The organism is Streptomyces sp. NPDC006259, assembly GCF_042870975.1.
Classification (GTDB): Bacteria; Actinomycetota; Actinomycetes; order Streptomycetales; family Streptomycetaceae; genus Streptomyces.
In genome coordinates, this window is record NZ_JBIAHY010000005.1 from 793,234 (window position 1) to 814,017 (window position 20,784).

Annotated in this window: 22 protein-coding genes and 3 pseudogenes; 18 read left to right on the forward strand and 7 right to left on the reverse strand. The window is 68.6% G+C overall.

Annotated features, from left to right (window positions below):
• The first annotated feature begins 111 nt into the window (after positions 1-111).
• The 3 genes and pseudogenes from ACFYO5_RS24390 to ACFYO5_RS24400 all read left to right on the forward strand — a co-directional run.
• Positions 112-1,050: a MerR family transcriptional regulator gene (locus tag ACFYO5_RS24390; RefSeq protein ID WP_388712194.1), complete on the forward strand. Its 939-nt coding sequence runs from the start codon at positions 112-114 to the stop codon at positions 1,048-1,050.
• 1,038 nt (positions 1,051-2,088) lie between these two features.
• A pseudogene (locus ACFYO5_RS24395) lies at positions 2,089-2,577 on the forward strand (IS5 family transposase); the annotation flags it as partial.
• Positions 2,522-3,052 (forward strand): annotated as a pseudogene (locus ACFYO5_RS24400) (transposase); the annotation flags it as partial. The pseudogenes ACFYO5_RS24395 and ACFYO5_RS24400, both read left to right, overlap by 56 nt.
• 46 nt (positions 3,053-3,098) lie before the next feature.
• Here the strand turns inward: ACFYO5_RS24400 and ACFYO5_RS24405 are convergent.
• The 3 genes from ACFYO5_RS24405 to ACFYO5_RS24415 form a co-directional block, all read right to left on the reverse strand.
• Positions 3,099-3,512, reverse strand: coding sequence for a DUF6086 family protein (locus tag ACFYO5_RS24405; RefSeq protein WP_308406586.1), 414 nt, complete (start codon positions 3,510-3,512; stop codon positions 3,099-3,101).
• A 259-nt stretch (positions 3,513-3,771) separates the two neighbouring features.
• Entirely contained in the window at positions 3,772-5,862 is a 2,091-nt protein-coding gene (locus tag ACFYO5_RS24410; RefSeq protein ID WP_388712197.1) for a pentapeptide repeat-containing protein, read from the reverse strand.
• A gap of 780 nt (positions 5,863-6,642) precedes the next feature.
• Complete coding sequence (locus tag ACFYO5_RS24415) at positions 6,643-6,873, reverse strand: hypothetical protein (protein ID WP_388712199.1); 231 nt, start codon at positions 6,871-6,873, stop codon at positions 6,643-6,645.
• Positions 6,874-7,074: 201 nt separating this feature from the next.
• On the opposite strand from ACFYO5_RS24415, the gene ACFYO5_RS24420 reads away from it, so the two are divergent.
• Positions 7,075-8,091: a DivIVA domain-containing protein gene (locus tag ACFYO5_RS24420; RefSeq protein ID WP_388712202.1), complete on the forward strand. Its 1,017-nt coding sequence runs from the start codon at positions 7,075-7,077 to the stop codon at positions 8,089-8,091.
• Positions 8,092-8,804: 713 nt separating this feature from the next.
• On the opposite strand, the gene ACFYO5_RS24425 is transcribed toward ACFYO5_RS24420, so the two are convergent.
• Positions 8,805-9,110, reverse strand: coding sequence for a hypothetical protein (locus ACFYO5_RS24425; RefSeq protein ID WP_388712205.1), 306 nt, complete (start codon positions 9,108-9,110; stop codon positions 8,805-8,807).
• A gap of 1,067 nt (positions 9,111-10,177) precedes the next feature.
• On the opposite strand from ACFYO5_RS24425, the gene ACFYO5_RS24430 reads away from it, so the two are divergent.
• Both ACFYO5_RS24430 and ACFYO5_RS24435 read left to right on the forward strand, forming a co-directional pair.
• Positions 10,178-10,576: a SpoIIE family protein phosphatase gene (locus ACFYO5_RS24430; protein ID WP_388712207.1), complete on the forward strand. Its 399-nt coding sequence runs from the start codon at positions 10,178-10,180 to the stop codon at positions 10,574-10,576.
• Positions 10,577-10,581: 5 nt separating this feature from the next.
• Complete coding sequence (locus ACFYO5_RS24435) at positions 10,582-10,959, forward strand: STAS domain-containing protein (protein WP_388712210.1); 378 nt, start codon at positions 10,582-10,584, stop codon at positions 10,957-10,959.
• A gap of 148 nt (positions 10,960-11,107) precedes the next feature.
• Here ACFYO5_RS24435 and ACFYO5_RS24440 read toward each other — a convergent pair whose 3' ends face one another.
• On the reverse strand, positions 11,108-11,512 hold the full coding sequence (locus ACFYO5_RS24440) for an ATP-binding protein (protein WP_388712212.1): 405 nt from the start codon (positions 11,510-11,512) through the stop codon (positions 11,108-11,110).
• Between the two features lie 482 nt (positions 11,513-11,994).
• Between ACFYO5_RS24440 and ACFYO5_RS24445 the strand changes: the two are divergent.
• The 12 genes and pseudogenes from ACFYO5_RS24445 to ACFYO5_RS24500 all read left to right on the forward strand — a co-directional run.
• Positions 11,995-12,297 (forward strand): annotated as a pseudogene (locus ACFYO5_RS24445) (transcriptional regulator); the annotation flags it as partial.
• Positions 12,298-12,400: 103 nt separating this feature from the next.
• The gene (locus ACFYO5_RS24450) at positions 12,401-13,168 is read left to right on the forward strand and encodes a cation transporter (RefSeq protein WP_388712215.1); all 768 of its coding nucleotides are present in this window, start codon (positions 12,401-12,403) and stop codon (positions 13,166-13,168) included.
• Positions 13,169-13,792: 624 nt separating this feature from the next.
• Positions 13,793-14,221, forward strand: a complete 429-nt coding sequence (locus ACFYO5_RS24455; RefSeq protein ID WP_184732167.1) for a VOC family protein — start codon at positions 13,793-13,795, stop codon at positions 14,219-14,221.
• Between the two features lie 123 nt (positions 14,222-14,344).
• On the forward strand, positions 14,345-14,656 hold the full coding sequence (locus tag ACFYO5_RS24460) for a replication-relaxation family protein (RefSeq protein ID WP_388712219.1): 312 nt from the start codon (positions 14,345-14,347) through the stop codon (positions 14,654-14,656).
• Positions 14,653-15,081: a hypothetical protein gene (locus ACFYO5_RS24465; RefSeq protein ID WP_388712222.1), complete on the forward strand. Its 429-nt coding sequence runs from the start codon at positions 14,653-14,655 to the stop codon at positions 15,079-15,081. Before ACFYO5_RS24460 ends, ACFYO5_RS24465 begins: the two co-directional genes overlap by 4 nt.
• A gap of 177 nt (positions 15,082-15,258) precedes the next feature.
• Positions 15,259-16,218 carry a hypothetical protein gene (locus tag ACFYO5_RS24470; protein WP_388712225.1) on the forward strand — a complete coding sequence of 320 codons (960 nt, stop codon included), beginning with the start codon at positions 15,259-15,261 and terminating at the stop codon, positions 16,216-16,218.
• Positions 16,219-16,444: 226 nt separating this feature from the next.
• Complete coding sequence (locus ACFYO5_RS24475) at positions 16,445-16,714, forward strand: hypothetical protein (RefSeq protein WP_388712329.1); 270 nt, start codon at positions 16,445-16,447, stop codon at positions 16,712-16,714.
• An 18-nt stretch (positions 16,715-16,732) separates the two neighbouring features.
• Positions 16,733-17,092 (forward strand): DUF6207 family protein, encoded by a 360-nt coding sequence (locus ACFYO5_RS24480; RefSeq protein ID WP_388712228.1) that lies wholly within the window; start codon positions 16,733-16,735, stop codon positions 17,090-17,092.
• Positions 17,093-17,157: 65 nt separating this feature from the next.
• A complete protein-coding gene (locus tag ACFYO5_RS24485; protein WP_388712230.1) occupies positions 17,158-17,595 on the forward strand; it encodes an Rrf2 family transcriptional regulator in 438 nt (145 codons plus the stop codon).
• An 88-nt stretch (positions 17,596-17,683) separates the two neighbouring features.
• Entirely contained in the window at positions 17,684-18,682 is a 999-nt protein-coding gene (locus ACFYO5_RS24490; protein WP_388712233.1) for a zinc-binding alcohol dehydrogenase family protein, read from the forward strand.
• A gap of 31 nt (positions 18,683-18,713) precedes the next feature.
• Positions 18,714-19,196: a GNAT family N-acetyltransferase gene (locus tag ACFYO5_RS24495; protein ID WP_388712236.1), complete on the forward strand. Its 483-nt coding sequence runs from the start codon at positions 18,714-18,716 to the stop codon at positions 19,194-19,196.
• A gap of 6 nt (positions 19,197-19,202) precedes the next feature.
• Positions 19,203-19,415: a hypothetical protein gene (locus ACFYO5_RS24500; RefSeq protein WP_388712239.1), complete on the forward strand. Its 213-nt coding sequence runs from the start codon at positions 19,203-19,205 to the stop codon at positions 19,413-19,415.
• A gap of 14 nt (positions 19,416-19,429) precedes the next feature.
• On the opposite strand, the gene ACFYO5_RS24505 is transcribed toward ACFYO5_RS24500, so the two are convergent.
• Both ACFYO5_RS24505 and ACFYO5_RS24510 read right to left on the reverse strand, forming a co-directional pair.
• Complete coding sequence (locus ACFYO5_RS24505; protein ID WP_388712242.1) at positions 19,430-19,585, reverse strand: hypothetical protein; 156 nt, start codon at positions 19,583-19,585, stop codon at positions 19,430-19,432.
• Positions 19,586-19,936: 351 nt separating this feature from the next.
• A complete protein-coding gene (locus ACFYO5_RS24510) occupies positions 19,937-20,446 on the reverse strand; it encodes a hypothetical protein (protein ID WP_388712245.1) in 510 nt (169 codons plus the stop codon).
• Between the last annotated feature and the right edge of the window lie 338 nt (positions 20,447-20,784).

A 20,784-nucleotide genomic window follows, 5' to 3' on the forward strand; every position in this document is an offset into this window, starting at 1 on the left:
CAGCGGAGATCACGCGACTCATGCTTCAGTAACTCGGAGGACAACTCGGTCGGGGCCCCGCTGGGAAATGGCCTTGAGTCTCCAGTGACTGGAGACAGCAGAGTGGGGAACATGGACGTTACGACCCTCTACTCGATCGGGGAGCTTTCCCGGCGGACCGGCTTGTCTGTGAGGACCATCCGGTTCTACTCCGATTCGGGGTTGGTAGCGCCGACCACCCGTAGTCCCGCCGGCTATCGGCTCTACGACCTCGACGCACGGCTTCGTCTGGAACTCCTCCGCACACTGCGCGAGCTGGGCATGGACCTGCCCACGATTCAACGGGTACTGGACCGCGAGCTCTCGGTGGCGGAAGTCGCCGCGGCGCACGCCGACGCCATGGACATCCAGATCCGAATGCTGCAACTGCGTCGGAGCGTTCTGCGAGTCGTGGCCAGCCGCGGGTCCAGTCCCGAGGAGACCAAGCTCATGCACAGGCTCACGCAGTTGTCCGGCGAGGAACGCCGACGTTGGATCGACGATTTCGTAGATGGCACCTTCGGCACAGTGGATGCCGACCCGGGCGCAGCTGCCATGGTTCGCGCTGCAACTCCCGACCTCCCCGATGATCCGACCGGCGAGCAGGTCACCGCGTGGGTGGAACTCGCCGAGCTGGTCAGCGATGAGAACTTCCGTGCCCGGATGCGCCGGACGGCCGTACGCCAGGCCGCCGGGCGCCCGCTCGACATCGAGCGCGATGCCGGTGAGGAGCTAATGGAGTTCACCCGTCAGAAGGTGGCTGAGGCCAGGGAGTCGGGCATCAACCCGCTCAGCAACAGAGCCGCACCCGTCATCGACGACCTCGTGCACCGCTTCGCCCAGGTGTTCGCGCGCACCCCTGACACGGAATTCCGGGACTGGATGGCGCAGCAGTTCGAAGAGGCGCACGATCCCAGGGTGGACCGGTACTGGCAGCTGGTGTGGATCGTCAACGGCTGGCAGGTAGTACCGAACCTGATCCCGGTGTACCCCTGGCTCACCCAGGCCCTGCGAAATGACCGCGCCGCATAGTCTCTGCAGCGGGCACCGCCCCAGATATCTGAAGGAGGGGCGGGACTCAAGGACGATCGCGCGGCTGCCACGTCTCTGCTTCGGTTCAGCCCGCACCTCTGAAGCCGGACGGTCCTCGGTGCACCTGTCGCGCCGGTCCCCCTGTCGTACGGATGGCTGGCGCTCCCTCTCGTCCAGTGCGGGCCCGTTCGCCTCAAGGTACTGCTGCCATGGCTGAGCGGGGAGCCAGCAGTGGTGGCCGCCCCGCTGGAACGGGACCCGCTCACCGGCCGCAGCTTCCACGATGAACCGGGTGAGGGTCAGGCCACCTTCCCCTGTGAACGCGCTCGACTGATGGGCGGGCATGAGGACGCGGTGCCAGCCCCCGCAGTACCCGGCGTCGGTGGGGTTCTCCGGGTCGTAGGGCTTCGCCGGGCACCGGGTGAGCGCGCCGTTTTGGCTGCACTGGCCCTCCTCCAGGACCAAGTTGCCGTCCTGGACCGCGATAAGGTTCTTCTGCAGGCGGATGACGGAGGCCGGCAGGTTGGGCGTGCGGACGTAGGGGACGCTGCCGATGCCAGCGTGGTCGGGGTCGGTGAAGTCCCAGACCGACTGAATACCGCCGCGGCGCCGGAACACCTCCCGCGCACGCATTCCGCGGGCTGTCTGGGCGCTCAGCTGAGGCTCGTAGCCCAGGACGATGCCGTTGGCGCCGTTGATGCGTACATCGAGGCGCGCGTGCCCGTCGGCGGTCTGTGACTCGATGTCGGCGTGGAAGCCGTGATCTTCGGAGTCCTCGCGACGCGTTCCTTGAGGGCGAGGTGCTCGTCGGACTCGTGGCTGATGGGTTTCTCCTCGGGCTTCCGGTAGTGGGAGGCAAGCAATACGCCATCACGCTGGACGAGGTACATGGGGACGTGCCGGCCGCGGAGGTCCCGGCAGTCGGGGCAGATGAGCCCGCGCTTCTCGACGGGAACACGTCCGCGCATGCGCAGGAGCACGTTCAGAAGGTCTTGGCCTAGGGCGTGTCTCTTTGATCGGTTGGTCAGTTGATCGGATGTGTCTGTCCGATTAGTGATCACTGATGCGATGTGGGAGCGGATCGAGCCGCTGATGCCAGCCCATCCGGTCCGCGGTCGGCGATGGGCCAACCACCGCCGAACCCTGGAAGCCATCGCGTGGAAGTACCGCACCTGCTCGCCCTGGCGGGACCTGCCGGACGAGCTCGGCTCGTTCCAGACCGCTCTCATAAACGCCTGATCAGGTGGGCCGTGGACGGCACCTGGGAACGCATCCTCGCCGCAGTTCTGGCAGGAGCCGACGCCGACATCGGCTGGACCATCTCGGTGAACTCCACCGTCTGCCGGGCTCACCAGCACGCTGCCGGTGCCAGGGGCACCAGGCCGGGCTGAGCCCGAGGACCACGCCCTCGGACGCTCCCGCGGCGGCCTGAGCACGAAAGTCCACCTCGCCAGCGACAACCGTGCACGGCCGCTGGAACCAGGGCTGCACGAACGCCTGGAGGGTGTGGGAGGAGATCGTGCCGCTCGGCTATCAGGGCAGTTACCAGCGGGTTCGTGCCTATTTCCGAGAGAAGCGGCTCTCGCCACGCCCCGTCACGGCTCGGCCACCCTCGCCCCGGGTCGTCGCCGGATGGATCCTCCGTCGGCCGGAGAGCCTCACCGAGACGGAGCATCTTCGGCTCAAGGCCGTTCTGGTCCACTGCCCTGAACTGGACGCCCTCACCGGCCACGTCCGCTCCTTCGGTCAGATGCTCACCGAGCGCCAAGGCGAACGGCTGCCGCAGTGGCTTGATGCCGTCCGGCGAGACAACCTCCCCGGCCTCCACACGCTCGCCGCAGGCATCGACCGCGACCGGGACGCCGTCATCGCCGGCCTCACTCTGCCCTGGAGCTCCGGCGTGGTCGAAGGACACGTCAACCGGATCAAGATGCTCAAACGTCAGATGTTCGGCCGAGCCGGCTTCGATCTCCTCCGCAAGCGTGTCCTGCTCTACACGTAGGGCAACGCTTGCGAGCCTGCCGCGGCTGCTGGCAGACGAGACGGCCTCAGGTCGCTATGTGTCGGGTGAGCTCGCGTGACTTCTGCCGCAGTGCGGCTGTCCACTCCTTTGCATGGGGATCCGAAGCCGTCTTGAGATAGCGGCTCTCGGCGCGCTCGGCCGCCTGCCAGTTCACCTCGATGTTCGCTTTCTCAGCCAAGGCCAGCACCGTGGCAACGAACCCTTCGGACAGGGTGGCCATGATGGCGTGCCTGGTTTTGCTATGCCAGGCGAGCAGGGCGTCGACGAACGCCGCGAATGCGATGGGGTCGATCTGACACTCGTCAGCTTCCATGGGGCCGATGCCGGATGGCAGACCCACTTCAGCTTGATAGAGGGCGACTTGCCTCATGAACAGCCGGGACGCCCCGTTGGACGGGTTCCACAGGGTCTGGTCGCCCAATTCGTAGTACTGGCTCACGTCAGCCTCTCACTGCTGGTCATAGGGGGTCGACGCTACGGTCAGTCAGGGCTCCACGGAAAGTGAGCCAGAACCCGAGTCTCGACAGCGGTTGTTCTCGGGAGGCGGCCGGATCCATCCGTTCGGCTGCCGCTGTTGGTCACAGGCCGAGGCTATAGCGTGGGCGAGCCTGCGCTGCGCGTGCGCACCCATAGAGAAGGACGCCGGAAACGGTTCGGTCGAACCGTTCACAAGGCTCGGCCAGACCGGGGCAGGGCAGTCAGCGTTTGACGCGGTTGCGGACGGCGAGGACGGCCAAGCCCAGCAGGACGGGTTCGGTCAGGCGGGAGGCCATCTCCATGTAGGTGCCGGTGGTGGTCAGGTCCTGGCCGGAGGAGCGGAACACCATCGAGTTCAGCGTGACGTTCAGGGCCTTCTCGAAGCGCTTGCCGGTGAACCGGTTGCCGGTGGGGTTGTGGGGATCGTCCTTGCCGATCTCGAAGGTGACCTCGCCCCCGCCGGCCGGGACGGTGCCGGTCGCGGTCTGCTTCGGGGTGTCCTGGGCGAGGCCGAAGGCCATCAGCAGGACGATGGTGAGGAACATGGCCGCCCCGAGCCAGGCCAGGGCCCGGGAGGCGCGCAGGCCGTAGCCGGACAGCGCCCAGTACGCGGTCAGCAGACCCCGTTCACTGCGGGGGATGTCGTTAGCGTGGCGGCGCATCTCCATCTCCCCGTAGTAGAAGTCCGCCGCCCCCGGCTCGTGCTTGCCGTCCTCGAAGGCCTTGCGCAGCGCCCGGTACACCGGCGCCAGCTGCAGCGGCCCCGCCCGACCGGCGCCGAGGACCGCCACGTTCCAGCCCCGCACCGCCCCCGGCCGGCCGGCACGCCAGTGGTGTTCCTCGGCCAGGACGCGGCGTGTGGTGAACCGCAGGGGTGGCCGGCGCCGCCAGTGCAGGGCGGGCGGAGCGGTGTCGAAGGTGCAGGCCCCTTCCAGACGGAGTTGGTCCAGGTGGACGGTGCCGGCGAACAGACACCCCGACAGGTCGAGGTCGGCCAGGACCAGATGGGCCGCATCCACCCCCCGCAGCGACGCCACCCGCACCCCCGGGTCGGGCGCGCCCGGAAAGGGACCCTCGGCGAGCTGAAGGCCGTCGGTGAGCACGAACGGATCCGGCTCGGCGGCGATCGTGAGGGGGTACTCGAACACCGCATGAGCGAAATCCACCGTGGCATAGCGCAGGCGGACCTCGGCTGTCGATGACCAGCGAGTACGACGGCACTCCAGACGGCACGTAGCGAACGAGAGGGTCACCGGCCCGCCGAACTTGGCACCGGACAGCACAACCCGCCCAGCACACACCAAAGGCCCGAACTGGTCAGCCTCAACAAAGGTCGCCGACTCGAACCTGGCGTCACCCTCGAAGGTCGTCGACTCGAACGCGGCGCTGTTCTTGAAGGTCGCCGACCAGAACCGGGCGTCGCGCTCGAAGGTCGCCGACCTGAACCAGGCTTCGCCCTCGAAGGTCGCCGACCCGAATCCGGCTTCGCCCTCGAAGGTCGCCGACCCGAACAGGGCGTTGTCCTCGAATGTCGCCGACCCGAACAGGGCGTTGTCCTCGAATGTCGCCGACCCGAACAGGGCGTTGTCTTTGAAGGTCGCCGACTCGAACAGGGCGTTGTCTTTGAAGGTCGCCGACTCGAACGTGGCGTCGCCCTCGAAGGTCGCCGACCTGAACGCGGCGTTGTCCTTGAAGGTCGCCGACTCGAACCTGGCGTCGCCCTCGAAGGTCGCCGACCAGAATCCGGCGCCGCGCTCAAAGGTCGCCGACCCGAACCAGGCCTTGTCCCTGAAGGTCGCCGACTCGAACACGGCGTTGTCCCTAAAAGTCGTCGACTCGAACGCGGCGCTGTTCTTGAAGGTCGCCGACCAGAACCGGGCGTCGCGCTCGAAGGTCGCCGACTCGAACCAGGCTTCGCCCTCGAAGGTCGTCGACCAGAACCCGGCTTCGCCCTCGAAGGTCGTCGACTCGAACCCGGCTTCGCCCTCGAAGGTCGTCGACCCGAACCTGGCGTCGCCTTCGAAGGTTGCCGACTCGAACTCGGCGTCGCCCAAGCGGACGATACCGGTTGCGGGGTCATGGAGGGCGTTGAGTAAGGCGACGAGGAGGGATTCGGTGAAGGTGGTGCCTCGGTGGTCGATGCTGGCGCCGGGAGTCAGGGCGGCCAGGTAGGCGTCGCGGTCGTCGTCGGGGAGGTGGGCGAGGCATACGGTGTGGCCGGGGACGTGGATGCCGCGGCAGCCAACGGGGTTGGCAGCAGGGTCTGAGTCGTGTGCGCAGTGCGGCCAGGTTGGCGGTTGGGATGTGCTCATGGTGCGGCGGCTCCACGGTGTCAGGTGCCCGTATGGACGCCCTGGGGACGGGAACGGTTCACGACGCTGACGGGCAGCACCGGGGAACGGCTCGCACGTTGCGAACATGCCGTACGTGCCTGAGCAACACCGGAGGAGGGCTGCGGCGAGGGCGGGCTGCGTAGCGCCGCCGACGGCTTCGGGACGGGGTCCAACGCGTGCCGCGCGTGACGATTACGCGCACGTACGCGTGAGTGGCGCCCGGCACGGGTCGCCCGGCGGGCGGCTGTCACAGGCCGGTGTCACCGCGCTCGTCACAGGCGCCGTCACTGCCGGTGCGGCTGGGCCGGCCCCGAGTGTCCGGTGCGCGGTGGCCGGGCGCGGCTTCGGTCCGGTGGCCGGGCCGGCGGTGGGAAGGCGTTCGGCGGCGAGCTGCGCGCGCGGCGCGGGCAGGTCGGTGTTTCGCGTGCGGGACGCATCGGCGTGGTCGGGTCCGGTGCCCAGGGGGCGGCGGTCGGTCATCGCCCGATTCTCGGTGCCCTGCGAAGTTTTTCCTCACCGGTAGAAGCGTGGTGGTGGGGGTGCTGACATCTCTCTCAGAGCACCCCACGACCGCCGCCCTCTGGAAGAAGAGGGGTGGGAGGGAAGCGGGCGGGACGCGGGGAGCGCCTCGGGGGATCGGGTGCCGGCTGTACTGCTCGCGTGCGTCGGCGGGGCCGCGCGCGGCGGGGGGCGCCCGTGTATCTGGGCCATCGTGCGCGTAATGGGTGAGGCCCTGTCGGGGATGTCTTGGCGGGGGTTTCATCGGCGGGCGCGCCAGGTGCCGTAGAGGCCGGCGGCTGCTCCGATGATGGCGGAGAAGCCGGCGTTGCCGACGGTGCGATAGACGCCTGCGCACATGCCCAGGAGGGCGAACAGGACGATGCCGTCGAGGACCGCGTAGCGCGGCTTCGTGGGTTCCTCCGCGGGCTTTCGGGAGTTCGGGGAGTGCGTGAGGTCGGGTGTGGGCCCTTTGGGGTCGTTGTCGTTCATGACTCCAGCAGACCGCTTCCGGCGGGGGGTGGACAGGGCTCCGATCATCCTCGTATGGACCCGGTCGTTGCAGGTCAGAAGCCTGATCGGGCGGATCGGAGCTGAACGGTGGAAAGCGTTCCCGATCGTTCTGGGAAATTCACGGATGTTCGGCGTGAGCCTCCTCTAACTTGGTATTACGCAACAGGAAAGAGCGGGCTCGTGACAGAGGGTAGCTCCGAGGGGGCAGGGAACGATGACGGTGCTCTTGTCGCCGCGTACTGGGACGCACTGCACGACTTCGCCGACGAACTGAACGCGCTGCACATTTCCTGTGGCGCGCCGTCCTACAGGGACATCGCCAAGGCCTCGGGGAACCCGAAGCTGAGCCAGGCCGGCATCACCGAGTTCCTCAAGGGCAGGCGTCTCCCCCAGCTGAACGCGCTGATGGAGTTCATCCGGGTGGTTGGCCTTGGACCGCATGCGGCGGCTGGCGACGCCGTATCCCCGGAGACCCTGGAGCAAGAGTGGCGCACTCGCTGGACCCAGGTCAGAAGCCTCCAGCGCCAGGCCCAGGCCCCTCTGGCACATCTGAAGACCACGGTGAAGACCACCCTTGAGGAGGCAGAGAAGGAAGCCGAAACGCTCCGCACGGCCGCGCGTGCGGACGCCGTCCGTATCCGTGCCGACGCAAAAGCCGACGCGGACCGTTTGACCGCTCAGGCCCGAAACGATGCCGAAGAACTCGTGGAACAGGCCAGAGAACGGGCTGAACGAGTGCTTGCCGAGGCTGATGCGGAGGTACCCCCTGCCGTTCCCGCTCGGAGGCGGCCCCGCTTCTTGCGTCCCGCTGCCTCGATCACTGCCGTGGCGCTGACTGTCTCCGCGAGCGTTCTGGGCGTGGCGCTTCTCAACAAGCAGCCACCGGGTTCCTGCCGTTCGGCCCAGAACATGACATCTTCTTCGACTTCGTCGCCGAGTCTCCTCGGTCTCCAGCCTGTCGGGGCCGCGGCAAGAGAACAGGCTGTGTCGGGGCGGTTGCCCCAGAGCTTCATCACCGGCGGGGTGCTTCCGCTGGGCTTCCCCACCGCATCGTGGGCTCCGGCTTCGGAGACACCTGCCGAGGAGGAGACTCCAGCCTCAGCTGCCCCCTCCGTCCAGCCCTCATCTCCCTCCGCCAGCCCTTCCACCGCTCGTCCTTCCACCAGCCGCACTGCATCTGCTGACGGCTGCCAGTAGAGGAGCGAGCCATCTATCCGATGCTGCGATCTCTCGGTTTCGTGTCGGTGGTTGTGAGAGTCGGCGGTTGGTGTGGTGGGGTGAGGTGCTCCGGGTCTGGTCAGCGGTTGTTTGGTGGTGGGCCGCTGTCATGAGGTGAGAGATTGGTGGGTGGTATCGCGGTCGTGGGCATTCATCGCATGGCGGCTGATGCTGTCTCGGGCCCGGGAGTTCTCAATCTGCGTTCGGGCGCTGGCGCCTTTTGTGAATGGGTGAGGTGGTGGCACCGGATGGGCGTCAGTCGAGACCGAACGGCTGTCCCTGATCATGTTGCGTAGCGGTAGTGATCACGGCTGTCACGGGTGACCAAGTCGTGTCGGAAGACACCCATCGGGAGGGCGGCCGACTGTCATGGGTGTGTCTGTTCGCAGCGTGGTGCATGCCTGCTGGAGCAACTGCGCTGTCGTCGACAACCGCTCGGCTGCGTCCGAAGCGATCCGTTCCGGTCTTGCCCTGCCGCGTCCCACGCCCGCGGCCCCATACAGAGGCCGGCGTGATGACGGGGGCACTCTGACGGGGGAGCGGCTCGCCCGGCACACAGGAACCGGCGCACGCGGAGGTGGCCCGTGTCGAGTGGTTCGGCACGGGCCACTACCGCCGCGTCTTGCGCTCATGCAGGGGTGCTCAGCAGAGCATTCCGTTGCCGGTCACCCTCGCGGCCTCTGTACGAGGTGTCAGCGGGATTCGTCGTAGGGGTCGCGGCTGCCGGACTTGGCCAGGCCTCGGCTGATCATGTAGCCGACGGTGAGGACCACGATGTAGAGCCATGCCCTGTCGGCGCGGAAGTAGTCGGCGTGGCCCTCGTCGTCTCCCACGACCATGGAGGCGATCAGGACCGCGACGACCGCGGCGATGTAGGCGAAGAACTCGGTGGTCTTGAAAGCGGCCTTCGTTTCGGTCGACAGCCGGCGCGGCCGGTGAGCGACCGCATCGGTGCCCGCGTGGTGGCCTGCGTTGCCGACCGGATTCACAGCGCTCATGAGAAGGCACCTTTCTTGTTCATCGGAGCGTGTGATGCGCTCCGCGGGTAAGGAACGCGTCAATCGACGCGGCATCTACTGAGTGCCCACGTGCAGCTGATTAAACAGAGCGTAAGCACATGGACATGACATTCTGCGGTGTGGCGTGCTGGTAACTGCGGCTCGCCCTGGCCGTCGGCCGGGCTCCGAGCCGGCCGCTGTTTCCTCCCTGCCGCCCTGCGAGAACTGCGAGTCGAGCCCCGCCAACTAACGTGACGGTCACACGAACCGGGCCGCCAGGGTCAAACCCTCCCCCTTGTCCAGCTGGCGACCCGAAGGCCGACCCCGGTAGTCGACCCCTTGTCCAGGTGCGCCACCTGGCCGTACACGCCACGTTTTCCCTTGCGGCCACGGTCAGACCGCGGACAAGGGGGTCCCCTGCACGCTGCTCCTTCGCAACGACCGCCCCGGCCGGGGCAGCGAAGGAGACGAGCCGATGACGACCACCCACCCGAGGGCCGGGCAGCGGCACCGCTCGAGCCGACCACACCGGAAGGCCGGCCCGTGGCGGCCAAGCCCAAGGGGACTCCCTGGGTGCCCACTTCGAAAGGCACTCAGGAACCCCCTTTGGTGCCCGGCACCCCAGGCCGCAGGAAAACACCTTGTCAGAGCGGGAATCGGCGCGAAAACCGCGCCGTCACAACCCTCTTCTCTCCTCTTGTTGTCCGTAGTGGAGGAGAGCATCGGGTTCCGGGGCCCGGACGCCCTCCCAGGCCGGGCGCGGCCAGAAGCGGCGGCCAGCCGGCGGCCGGTCACGAGCAACGAGGGAGCAGAGCTGATGGCGGGGAAGAGGAAGACCAACCCGGCGGGGTCGACGAACAGCTACCGCGGCGACGTGCTGCGCGTGCTCGGAGCGCTGAAAGTCGCGACGGCTGATCAGATCCAGCGGATCGGTGCCCCACACCTGACCTTCCGGCACGCCGACAAGGAGACCCCGTCGAAGCAGAAGCAGGCCCGCACCGCCTCGCACACCGGCGCGCTCTCCGACATGCGCAAGCACGGCCTGTCCGAGAACGGCGGCTCCACGTATGTCTTACGTTCGTACGACGATATGGGTCAAGTCGGTACGTCCCAAGGGCGGCATGCTCATCGGAGCCTTCCCCGAGGCACACTTCGCCCAGAGCACCTTCTCCCTGGCCCGCGGAGAGGGTCTGTTCCTCTACACCGACGGGCTGACCGAAGCCCACACTGCCCAGGGCGCCATGCTCGGCGAGGACGGCCTGACCGGCTTCCTCCACCAGCGCACAGGGGCCGTGACCGCCGCCGCCCTGGTCGAAGAAACCGTCACGTTGCTGGCCTCACTGCCCGACGGAGTCGGCGACGACGTGGCCCTGCTGGTCCTGTCCGTACCTGACTCCGAAACCGCGCCAGACACCGGCGTCGCCGCCACCGCCCACACCACCGCCGCACCCGAACACTTCGGCTAGGAGCGATGACCGACGTGACCCACACCTTTCACCTGAGTGTTCACTGCCCTCACCCCGGCCTCGCCATCGCCACGATCGTCGGAGATATGGATGTGCAGACCGCGCCCACCCTGCGCTCCGGGGCCCTGGACATCATCGAACGAGGACACCCGCGCCTGGCCCTGGACCTGGCGCAGGTCGGCTTCTGCGACTCTGCCGGTCTCAGCGCGATCATCGGCATCTGGCACGCGGCCCAGGCAGCGGGCGGCTCGCTCACCCTCGCCGCTGTCCCCGACCGCCTGATGCGCATGCTCAGCATGACCGGCGTCGACTCGCTCCTGCCTGTCCACGCCACAGCCGCCGACGTGACCGACAGCCAGCCCACCTCAGCGGACAGCTACTGATTCGGCTCGCCAGGGGGGAAGCTGAACGTCGTAGGTCAGGCCAGTGCCAGCTATGAAACCGTCGAAGGGTGTCGGTCCGGGACTCAAGGCGTTTGAGTCGGTCGCGCGGACGAGCGTTTAAGGGACGGTGAACTCGCCTCCTGCCTCCTCAAGGGGCGAAACTCAGATCGGCCCAGACCGTTTTGCCCGGGTGGAGTGGGGTGACGCCCCAGCGTTGCGTGAGTCGGTCCAGGAGTTGCATGCCGAAGCCGCCGGGCTCGGTGTTCTTGGTGGCACGCATGCGCGGCCAGCGGTCGCTGTCATCGCTGACCGCGATGCGCAGCAGCCGACCGTTCCAGGTGAGCCGGATCAGGGGCGGGCCGGCGCCGTGGCGGATGGCGTTGGTGATCAGTTCGGAGACGAGCAGTTCGGCCGTCTGGATGATCGAGTGTCGGCGAAGCGGGCCACCGAAGCCTTCCGCGCAGTCGCGGACCCAGTGCCGGGCGGCCGCGATGCTCGCCGTGACTGCGGGGAAACGCGACTCGCAGGGTGGGATGGTCGGTTCGCTGTTCACGAGGTTCCTCCAGCGGGGGTGGCCCTATGCCACCGCCGACTCGCGCTGTGCGTATCCGGTGGCGCATCTGCCGGGTTACCCCTGCCTACGTGGTGAACCATCTGTGTCCACCGGGTGACCGACAGATCCTGTGAAGGGTCATCTGTCGCGAGGTCCTGGACTGGTCGTGCGCGCGACCGGCGACCAACTTGAGATCGTGGGCACCGATCGCAGGGCGACACGGTGACCAGCGCGCCCAGCCGCCTCTTTGCCTCATAAGGCCCGGTATTGCGGTAGGTGTTGCGCCGGCCTCCACAGCGCCCCGAAGCCCGCCGAGGTCACGGCGGGTGTTCGGCGTGGTCGGGCTGCTGACATCCCCGTCGCGACCCCCTTCGACCATGCCCTGGCTGGAGTTGAGGATGAGGGGGGCGGGATGGGCGGCGTGGCCGCAGTCGGGGATCGGGGCCCGCTCAGCCGGTTGCGCGTCGGCGTGGCCGCCGCGCCGGGCCGCCGCCGCCCGCTACCCGGACGACCCCGAGGTCGCCATGCTGGTCGGTGACCTCCTGTCCGGCAGCGCGCAGTTCGCCCGGCTGTGGGCCGCGCACGACGTGCGCCCCGAGCCCACCCTGCTCAAGACCGTCAACCACCCCCTGATCGGCCCCATCACCCTCAACTGCGACCTCCTCGACATCACCGACCAGAACCAACAGGTCGTGCTCTTCACGGTCGAGCCCGGCTCTCCCGCAGAGCAGGCACTACGGCTGCTGTCGGTCATCGGCACGCAGCGCATGGATGTACCCGGCTGAGGAGCCCTCGCGGAATGATCTTCATGTGCCATGGCAGAGGGACAGGTGGCTTCGTTCTCAGCGCCTGGCACTCAGTCTGTCTATGTGGCACAACCCGACGTACATGCTCGCAAGAACCGCCTCAACCCCCGGCCGGCCGCCTGGCACTTCCAGTACGACCGATTCCTACTCGCAGATATCCATCGGCGCAGGCCCCTCCCCGGCCCGCCGGGACGTCCTCGCCAAGCGGATACGGCTGCTGGTCGCGGCCACCATCACCTACAACGTCATCGAAGCGGTCGTCGCGATCACCGCCGGGACGATCGCCTCCTCCACCGCGCTGATCGGCTTCGGGCTCGACTCCGTCATCGAGGTCTCCTCCGCCGCCGCGGTCGCCTGGCAGTTCTCCGCCTCCGACCACGCCACCCGAGAGGCCTGGGAGAAGCGCACCGTGCGGATCATCGCGGTGTCGTTCTTCGCGCTCGCCGCGTTCGTCGGCATCGACGCCGTCCGCGCGCTGGCCGGCACCGGCGAGGCCGACCGCTCCATCCCCGGCATCGTCATCGCCGCCCTCTCCCTCGCGGTCATGCCATTCCTGTCCGCCGCCCAGCGCCGCGCCGGACGCGAACTCGGCTCCGCCAGCGCGGTTGCCGACTCCAAGCAGACCCTGCTGTGCACGTACCTGTCCGCCGTGCTCCTCGTCGGCCTGGTCCTCAACGCCACCCTCGGCTGGTCCCGGGCCGACCCCATCGCCGCCATCGCCATCAAGGAAGGCCGCGACGCCTGGCAGGGCAAGGGCTGCTGCGCGGCCCCGGCCACAGCGGCTACGCCTGCCGGTGCCGAGCAGGGCGACACCTGCGGGTGCCGCCCCGGCTGCGACTGCTGCGGCTGAACCGCACCCGCCGAACGAAGCGGGCCCCGGTGAGCACATGGCCGGGGCCCGCTGCGGTGCCAAGAGCACTGGCTGAACCAGCTGGTGATCCAACGTCACTGGACAGCGGTGTCCTCTGACAGTGAACTTGGACCGTCCGCCATCGAAGCTGGACGGCTTGACGGGGTACGTACGCGTGGACCGGGCACCCGGATGGCGGGCCGTAATCAGTTACCACGGATGGGGCGGGAAGCGACATGTTGCACATGCAGCTTTTGGCTAAGGGAGCGGGTCAGGGCTCCCCGCCCTTCTGGATCATCGCCATCGTTCTGATCGTCATCGTTGGAGCTGCGTTTCTGGTTACAAGGGCACGCAGGAGATAGTGCGTGGTGTTCAAGCCGTCCAGCTTCGATGGCAATCGGTCCAACTTCGCTGTCAGAGGACACCAGTCCGTGATGATCACGGCTGGATAACGGTTGTCCCGTCTCTGTCGATCTGGTCCCTGTCTCAGGTGATCTGGTCTGGTTCGCTCGTCGTCTCAGGTGATCTGGCCCGTTGACTCTGCTCATGTCACGCGAGACCTCACGCCGCACGCCGTGGAACCCCGGGATTTCGGTGAACGGCAGGCGCCAATATGGTGTGCCGATGACGTCGATCAAGAAGTTCCAAGTCACGTTCGACTGCGCAGAACCCGAGCGCCTCGCTCGTTTCTGGTGCGAGGTGTTGGGGTACGTCGTACCGCCGCCGCCGGAGGGGTTTGCCACTTGGGATGACTTCAAGGTCTCGCAGCCACCTGAGCAGCGGGATTCTTGGTTCGCCTGCATTGATCCCTCAGGTGTGGGCCCGCGGCTGTACTTCCAGCGCGTCCCCGAGGGGAAGGCCGTTAAGAACCGGGTGCATCTTGATGTGCGGGTCGGCACCGGACTCGTGGGTGAAGAGCGCCTCGCCGCACTTGAGGCCGAATGCGCACGACTGGTCCCGCTCGGCGCGGTACACGTGCAAACGCTGTACGACGGCAACGATGCGTGCATCCCGATGCTGGACATTGAGGGCAACGAGTTCTGTATCGACTGAGGGCCGTGCACGTGTACGGAACGGGTGGTCGCTCGATGGGGTGACGCCTTCTGTGTCCGGGCATGGCGTCACGCCGGGTGGCCGACGCTCACAGCGAGGGGCATGGGCGTCGGGGAGGTGGCCGTGAGCGAGCCTGCGGAGGCGGGATCCGGCTGGATCCTCGCGCTGCCGACGAAGACCAGCGAGATGCGCCTCTTCGAGTTCGACAACGGCACCATGTCCCAGGCCCGGCTCGCGCGTGAGGTCTGGGACTACGAGCGCTACGCCGGGCACCGCGTCTGGAGGGAGCGCGCGGCACCAACGGCCGCACGTTCCCGTTCTGGCAGCGCCACCGCTACACCCGCTCCGAGCGTTTCCCGCTGCTGTACGTCGTCCTGGCGGGCAAGGAGGAGCACCTGCTCGACAACCGCCGCCAGGCGCTCACCGCCGACGTGAAGGGCATCACCGTCCCGGTGTGGGTGAACACCCTGCCCCGACTGAAGTGCGGCGAGCCCTGGTACGAGATCGGCGTCGACGACCCGCACCGGCGCCGCGCCCGCTATCCCGAGCCCGCTGACGCCCGGACCCTTGGCCCCGACGTCGCCCTGGACATCATGGTGGGCAGGCGCCACGACCTCGCCCTGCACAAGGACCACCTGACCGGCCTCACCCGGCTCCTGCTGGACGCCGCCGACACCATCGGGCACGCCGGGAACTGCCCGCTCCGGCCGCTGCTTCCACTGCGGCGGGACCGGGAACGCCCGCCCGCTGTGGGGGGGCGCAGGCCGGGCACGCCTGAGCGACACAGCCGACCGGAGACCTCGCCCGTTCGAGGGAATTCGGCGGCTTGTGGCTTCGGCCGGTGCGGCTACGCCGGTTAGCCTCCTGCCCGGCTAGTGCGTACTGCCGATCACCGCCCGCTTCCGGAGCCACGCCGCCGGACGCGGGGGTCAAGGTCCTGCCGGGCCCGCTCCTTCCCGTTCTGCGTTCCGTCGTGTCCACGGCAGTCGTACGAGCCGGTGTCGGGGGCGTGGCCCGGACCGGCCAAGGAGTACGTCATGCCGAAGAACCAGTCCACCGCCGCGCAGTCCGCACGCAGGGCGAGCCGGAGCGGGGCCAAGTACACCGAGGCCCTGCGCCGCGCGGCGACCGGCGATGCGCCGCACGCCCTTCATGTCCTGCGGTTCTTGGCGGAGCGCTCGGGCAACCTCTACTACCTGGTCGGCGGGATCGCGGCGGCCTGGGCGTACAGCGGACAGCGGGTGCTGCTCCTCGAGGAAGCCGAGGACTACTGGCGCTTGAGTATGAGCGGCGCGCGTCGCAGCCGGGGCCGCCGCAAGAAGGAGATCGAGCCGGCCACCCCGCCGGAGCCGACGACCAGCACGCTGTGGGCCTCGCCCAACGGCCCCGGCCTCCTGACACGCCACACCTGCATGTGGGAGGTCCGCCACCCCTCGCAGGAGAGTGACCGCGGCTTGCCCCGCACCGACCGCAGCCCGCTCACGGCGGCGGTGGCCGACGCCCTCGACGCCTACGACGTGATCGTCCTCGTGCCGAAGTACTGGTCCTACCCCGACCGCGAGATCGCGACGGCGCACGTCGTTCTCGGTGAGATCGACATCTTCCCGGACACCGACTGCAGGACCGCGCTCCCCGGCCCCGGAGGTGAAGAGAAGGGCGTCCCGCTGAGCCCCGAGCAGAGCGCGGCGGTTCTGCGCGAGCGCTGTCTGGACTTCCTCTTCGGATCCCCGCACCTCCCCATCGTCTTGGACAGGGTGATCTGGCAGTCGAACGGGGAGCTGCCCGTCGACGCGGACTACCTGGCGGGCGTCGACCGGGACATGAACCGCGCCGGACTGCGCCCCTTGGGCTGGTCGCTCGCCGGGCGCCGGCCCCTCCCGCACAAGCAGCTGCCCGAACCCGGCCAACTGCAGGACCCCAACTTCGTCCTCCGGTACCAGTCCATCGCGGGGCGCCTGCGTATGGCGCTGGACGCCCGTCCCGTCGGCAGGAACTGACCCGGGAGGGCTGGCTCGCCCCGCGACGCGTGGGTCAGCTCTTCGAGGTTCTCCGGCCACATCCGCCCAGGCGCCAACGAGCACGCGACGGGTCAACGGCGGCGCCCGACTGTGCCGCGGACGGGCGACCGGCTGCGGCAACGGCAGCCGTCCGGCCAGGCGGGCCGCCCACCAGCCGCGCCCCGCCGCAACGCGGGCCGCCTTGGGCCGGAAGTCCCGGGCGGTGATGAAGGACGATGAGCAGCTGCTGCGCGGCCGGATTTACGGCACCGACCACGACCACCCGGGCCCGAAGCCGGGACGCAGCTACGCCGAACTGGTCGGCGGGCCGCTGGACGGATTGCTGCTCGACATCACCGGCTGGAGGCCGGAGGAGATCGACGACGGTGTCTCCCTCCTCACGGAGCTCGGGCAGTCCGGCGCCGGCGGCTGGGTGATGTACGACCCGCGCCTCGGCGACCCGACCCGCTGGGGCTGGGCAGGCGACAGCCTCTGACCACCTGCACTCGGTCGGGTGAAGACACCACAGCGGCGGAACCCGCTCGCCAGCCCGGGCGTAGTGCCGTACATGGACCCCATCAACGAGGCGCACGTGAGTGAGCCCGGCCTCCTGGTCGTCGACATCGCGGCCGCCGACGACGCCACCGCCCTCGCCTTCCAGCAGCTGCTCGCCGAACGGTGGGCAACAGCGACAGCGGAGCGGACGACGCGGGATGCGGGGGAGCCCGGCGTACGGCTGCGCTGCTACCCGGACCTGCACCAGCCCATCAGCCCGGCCCCGGAGCCGGCCGAACGCCGGGTGCCGGGTCGTGCCCGCCGGGACCTCCACCACCACGTCGCCCCCAGCGGGCGTGTAGGAGTCGCCTGCCGCTGATCACTCCTCCTCCGCCCGGCTCGTTGCTGTAACGGTTATTGTTACAGCAAGGGGGTGTGAAGGACGTGAGCGCGAACAGCAGGATGACGGTCGCCGTCCATGTGCTGACCTGGATGGCCCTGGTACACGGCCGCGGACGTGACGTGGTCACCTCGGACCAGATCGCCACGAGCGTGGCCACCAACCCCGTCGTGATCCGGCGCAGCCTCGCCGATCTGAGGAAGGCGGGCCTGGTGACGGTCCGGCACGGGGCTGGGGCAGGCTGGACGCTGGCTCGCGAGCCTGAGTCCATCGCCCTACTCGACGTCTACCGCGCGGTGCACGCCGAGCCCCTGTTCGCCCTGCACCACGGCGAACCGAACCGGGCATGCCCCGTCGGCCGCGGCATCCAGCCCGCGCTGCGCCGCGTCTACGTCGACACGGAGGAGGCCGTCCGGCGGGAGCTCGCGGGCGTCTCGATCGCGGACGTCCTGCGGGACACCCTGGCCGCCCGTTCCGGCTGAAGCGCCGAGCGGGGCCGGCCGGGGCTCCCCCTCGCGTGTAGTTGTAACAGGATCTGTTTCATTATCCGACGTACGGAGGTGGACCGTCATGCGGGCGATCGAGTACCGGCGCCACGGCGGCTATGAGGAACTGCAGCTCGTGGACCGTCCCGCTGAACCGGCCACCGGCGGCCGGGCGTCGATCCGCCTCTCCTACGCCGAGGTGAGCCCAGCCGACAACACCATCAGGGCAGGACGGATGGACCCCTCCCTGCATCAGACGCCGCCTCACATACCCGGCGGCGGCGCGGTGGGACGGATCACCGACCCCGGGGCGACCGGCTTGGCAGAGGGGACGCGCGTCGTGGTCGGCGGCGGCGGGCTCGGCTGGCGCACCGACGGCACCTGGCGCGAGCAACTGACCGCGGACGCCCGCCAACTCATACCGATCCCCGACGGAGTAAACGACGAGGCCGCCTGCGCGCTGTTCGCCGGTGCCGGATACAGCACCGCCTACCTCGTCCTGACCCGACTTGCCGGGCTGAAGACCGGCAGCACCGTCCTGGCGCCAGCCATCGGTGGCTCCATCGGCATGGGCACTGTGGAGGTGGCCCGCCAACTCGGCGCATCCCTGACCGTCTCCACCGCCAGCCACACTGACAAAGCCGAAGCTGCCCGCGCCGCCGGCCAAGAGCACGTCATCGACCTGTCCCGCGAATCCCTGACCGACGGCGTCGCGCGCATCACCGACGGCAGGGGCGTGGACGTCGTGGTCGACGGCGTCGCCGGTCCGCTGCTCGGTCCCTGCATCGCCTCTCTCGCACACGGCGGCGTCTACATCGGCGTCGGATACTCAGGCGGCACCGAAGGCACGGTGAACATCACCGACCTGATATGGAAAAACGCCACCGCCTACGGCTACACGTTCACAATGACCCCGCCCGACGTCGCCCGCGCCGCTCGCGTGACCCTGCTGGGATGGCTGCGCGCGGGCCGCATCACCCCCGCCATCGCCCGCGTGTTCCCGCTGGAACAGGCTGCCGAAGCGCAGCGTCATCTGATCGAGGACCGGCCCTTCGGTCGCGTCCTGCTCACCATGGCCCGCTGAATTGGACCGAAACAGCAAGAGGAGCGGCGACATGCAGCCTCGCAAGGCTTTCACCGCCGATATTCCGGAACTGATCCGGTTGCGCGCCGTCGCACTGGAGAGCCTCGGCACCGACCCCGGACCGGCCGACACACCATGGCGGCAGATCGCCCGCGACTGGTTCGACGAGCGCATCAACCGCCGCGACGACTGCGTCTGCCTCGTCGTCGGCGGCGACCCCGGCGAACCCCTCCTCGCCTGCGGCATGGCCTGGGTCACCTACCATCTGCCCGGTTCGCGCTGGCCCGACGGGCGCCGCGGCTACCTCGACGGCATCGTTACCGACCCCCCGGCCCGCGGCCACGGCCACGCACGCCGCATCGTGGACGAACTGGTCGACTGGCTTCACGGAGCAGGCATCCACTACATCCAACTGCACGCCAGCCAGGCCGGAAAGCCGGTCTACGAAGCCGCGGGCTTCGTCACCGGCCGCTACCCGGGCATGGACCTGATCACAGCATCGTCCACCAGGTGACCCCTGATGGCGTCCGCAAGGCGCCTGCGGCCTCCGGGCGTCGACCGCTGGTACAACATGGCCGATCCCGGGGACCTGGTGGCTGCCCAGGAACTCGGCGGGCGTTTCCCCGTCGACCGGCACGGGACGACGAGCATCGGCCTGGTCGACTTCCACACCCTGGGCGGGTATCTCCGGGAGGGGACCGCTGTCGCGGGGATGGCTCCTTACGTGTCGTGACGCGGACGGGGCTTTCAACGCAGGACCAGCAGCGACCGGGCGCGCTCGGTGCGCAGTCGCCACAGGTGCTCGGCCACCGCGTCCGGTTCGTGGGTGAGGCTGGCGCCGATGGGTCCCACGACGGTCGCCTGGGCCACGTGCACGCCGTCCCCGGCGAGCGACTCGTGCAAGCAGGCGTACGTACGCGGATTCGGCGGCGTAGGTGATCGCGGAGACCGCGCGGTCGCGGTGCGGTTCGACCGCGGCGCCGCCGGTGGTGAACAGCAGGGTGCCGCCCCCGCGTCGGCGCATGCCGGGGGTGAGCGCCCGCACGGTGGCCGCGGCGGCCGCCACCCACGCGCCGTCCTGTGCTCGGCCCAGGGGAAGGTCTGGCTGTGATCGGACATGCGGGCGCAGATCCGGCCGTATGCACCGTGGCGGGCGAGGCACAGCCGGGCCAGTTCCTCAGAGGTGAGCGCCGTGAGGTCGTCGGGAAGGTTCTGGCCAGCCGCCGTGCCAAGCGGCGTCGGAGTGCACGGCCTCTAGCCCAGGTACCACTGAGCGGCTTCGGCGTACTTCTCGATCGTCACGGTCGGAGTGCCTGGCTCGTACCCCGGTTTGACGCAAAGGGTGTGTGCCGTTCCCAACGCCGTGCGGGGTGCATGCGGTAGCAGTCCTTCAACTGGTAGCCCGATCTTGTACGGGCTGCGCCTTGAGCACTGTCGGATCCTGCCGTCGACCTGTAGCAGCATGATGCTCGAGGGATCGCCGTACTCGCTGATGTGGTAGCTGACGACCCAGCCCTGCGTGACGGGCGTGTACGCGTCGACGGTCTCCCACTTGGCGAACCGGTTCTTGCGGCGCTTGACCTGCTCGTACTCGTAGACCGTCTCGGGCTGCACTCCGTGCCGGCGCATCAGGTCGATGAACCCGCGCGCGGCCTCGGCACCTGCGGCAAACAGTTCGGCCCGTCGCCGCTCCTCGGCCTGCTGCGCAGCATTCTCCGCGGCACGCCGCTTCTGCAGCGCGCGCTCGATGTCGTCTGCGGACACGTTGCCTCCCCGTCACCAGTCGCGCGTGGCGGCAGCCGGTAGCCGCCCCGAGCCATGACCGGCGATCCTACGGAGACGGGCTGACCCGCAGGGCACGATTGACCACATACGCCAGGCTTCTACATGGCGCGTACTTTTTCCGTACATCACGCGTGCGCGCGCACCGTGGTGTGGGTGAACGCTTCACGCACGGTCGGCACACGCGATGCAGGTCCGACCTAGCGGCGGGGGGCGGCCGGTCCCGCATGGTCAGGTCCATCGCATGCCGATGGTGGACAGCTGCTCCATCCGCTCCGGGGTCAGCGTCGCGGCCCTGCTGCGCTGGTTACCGACCCATG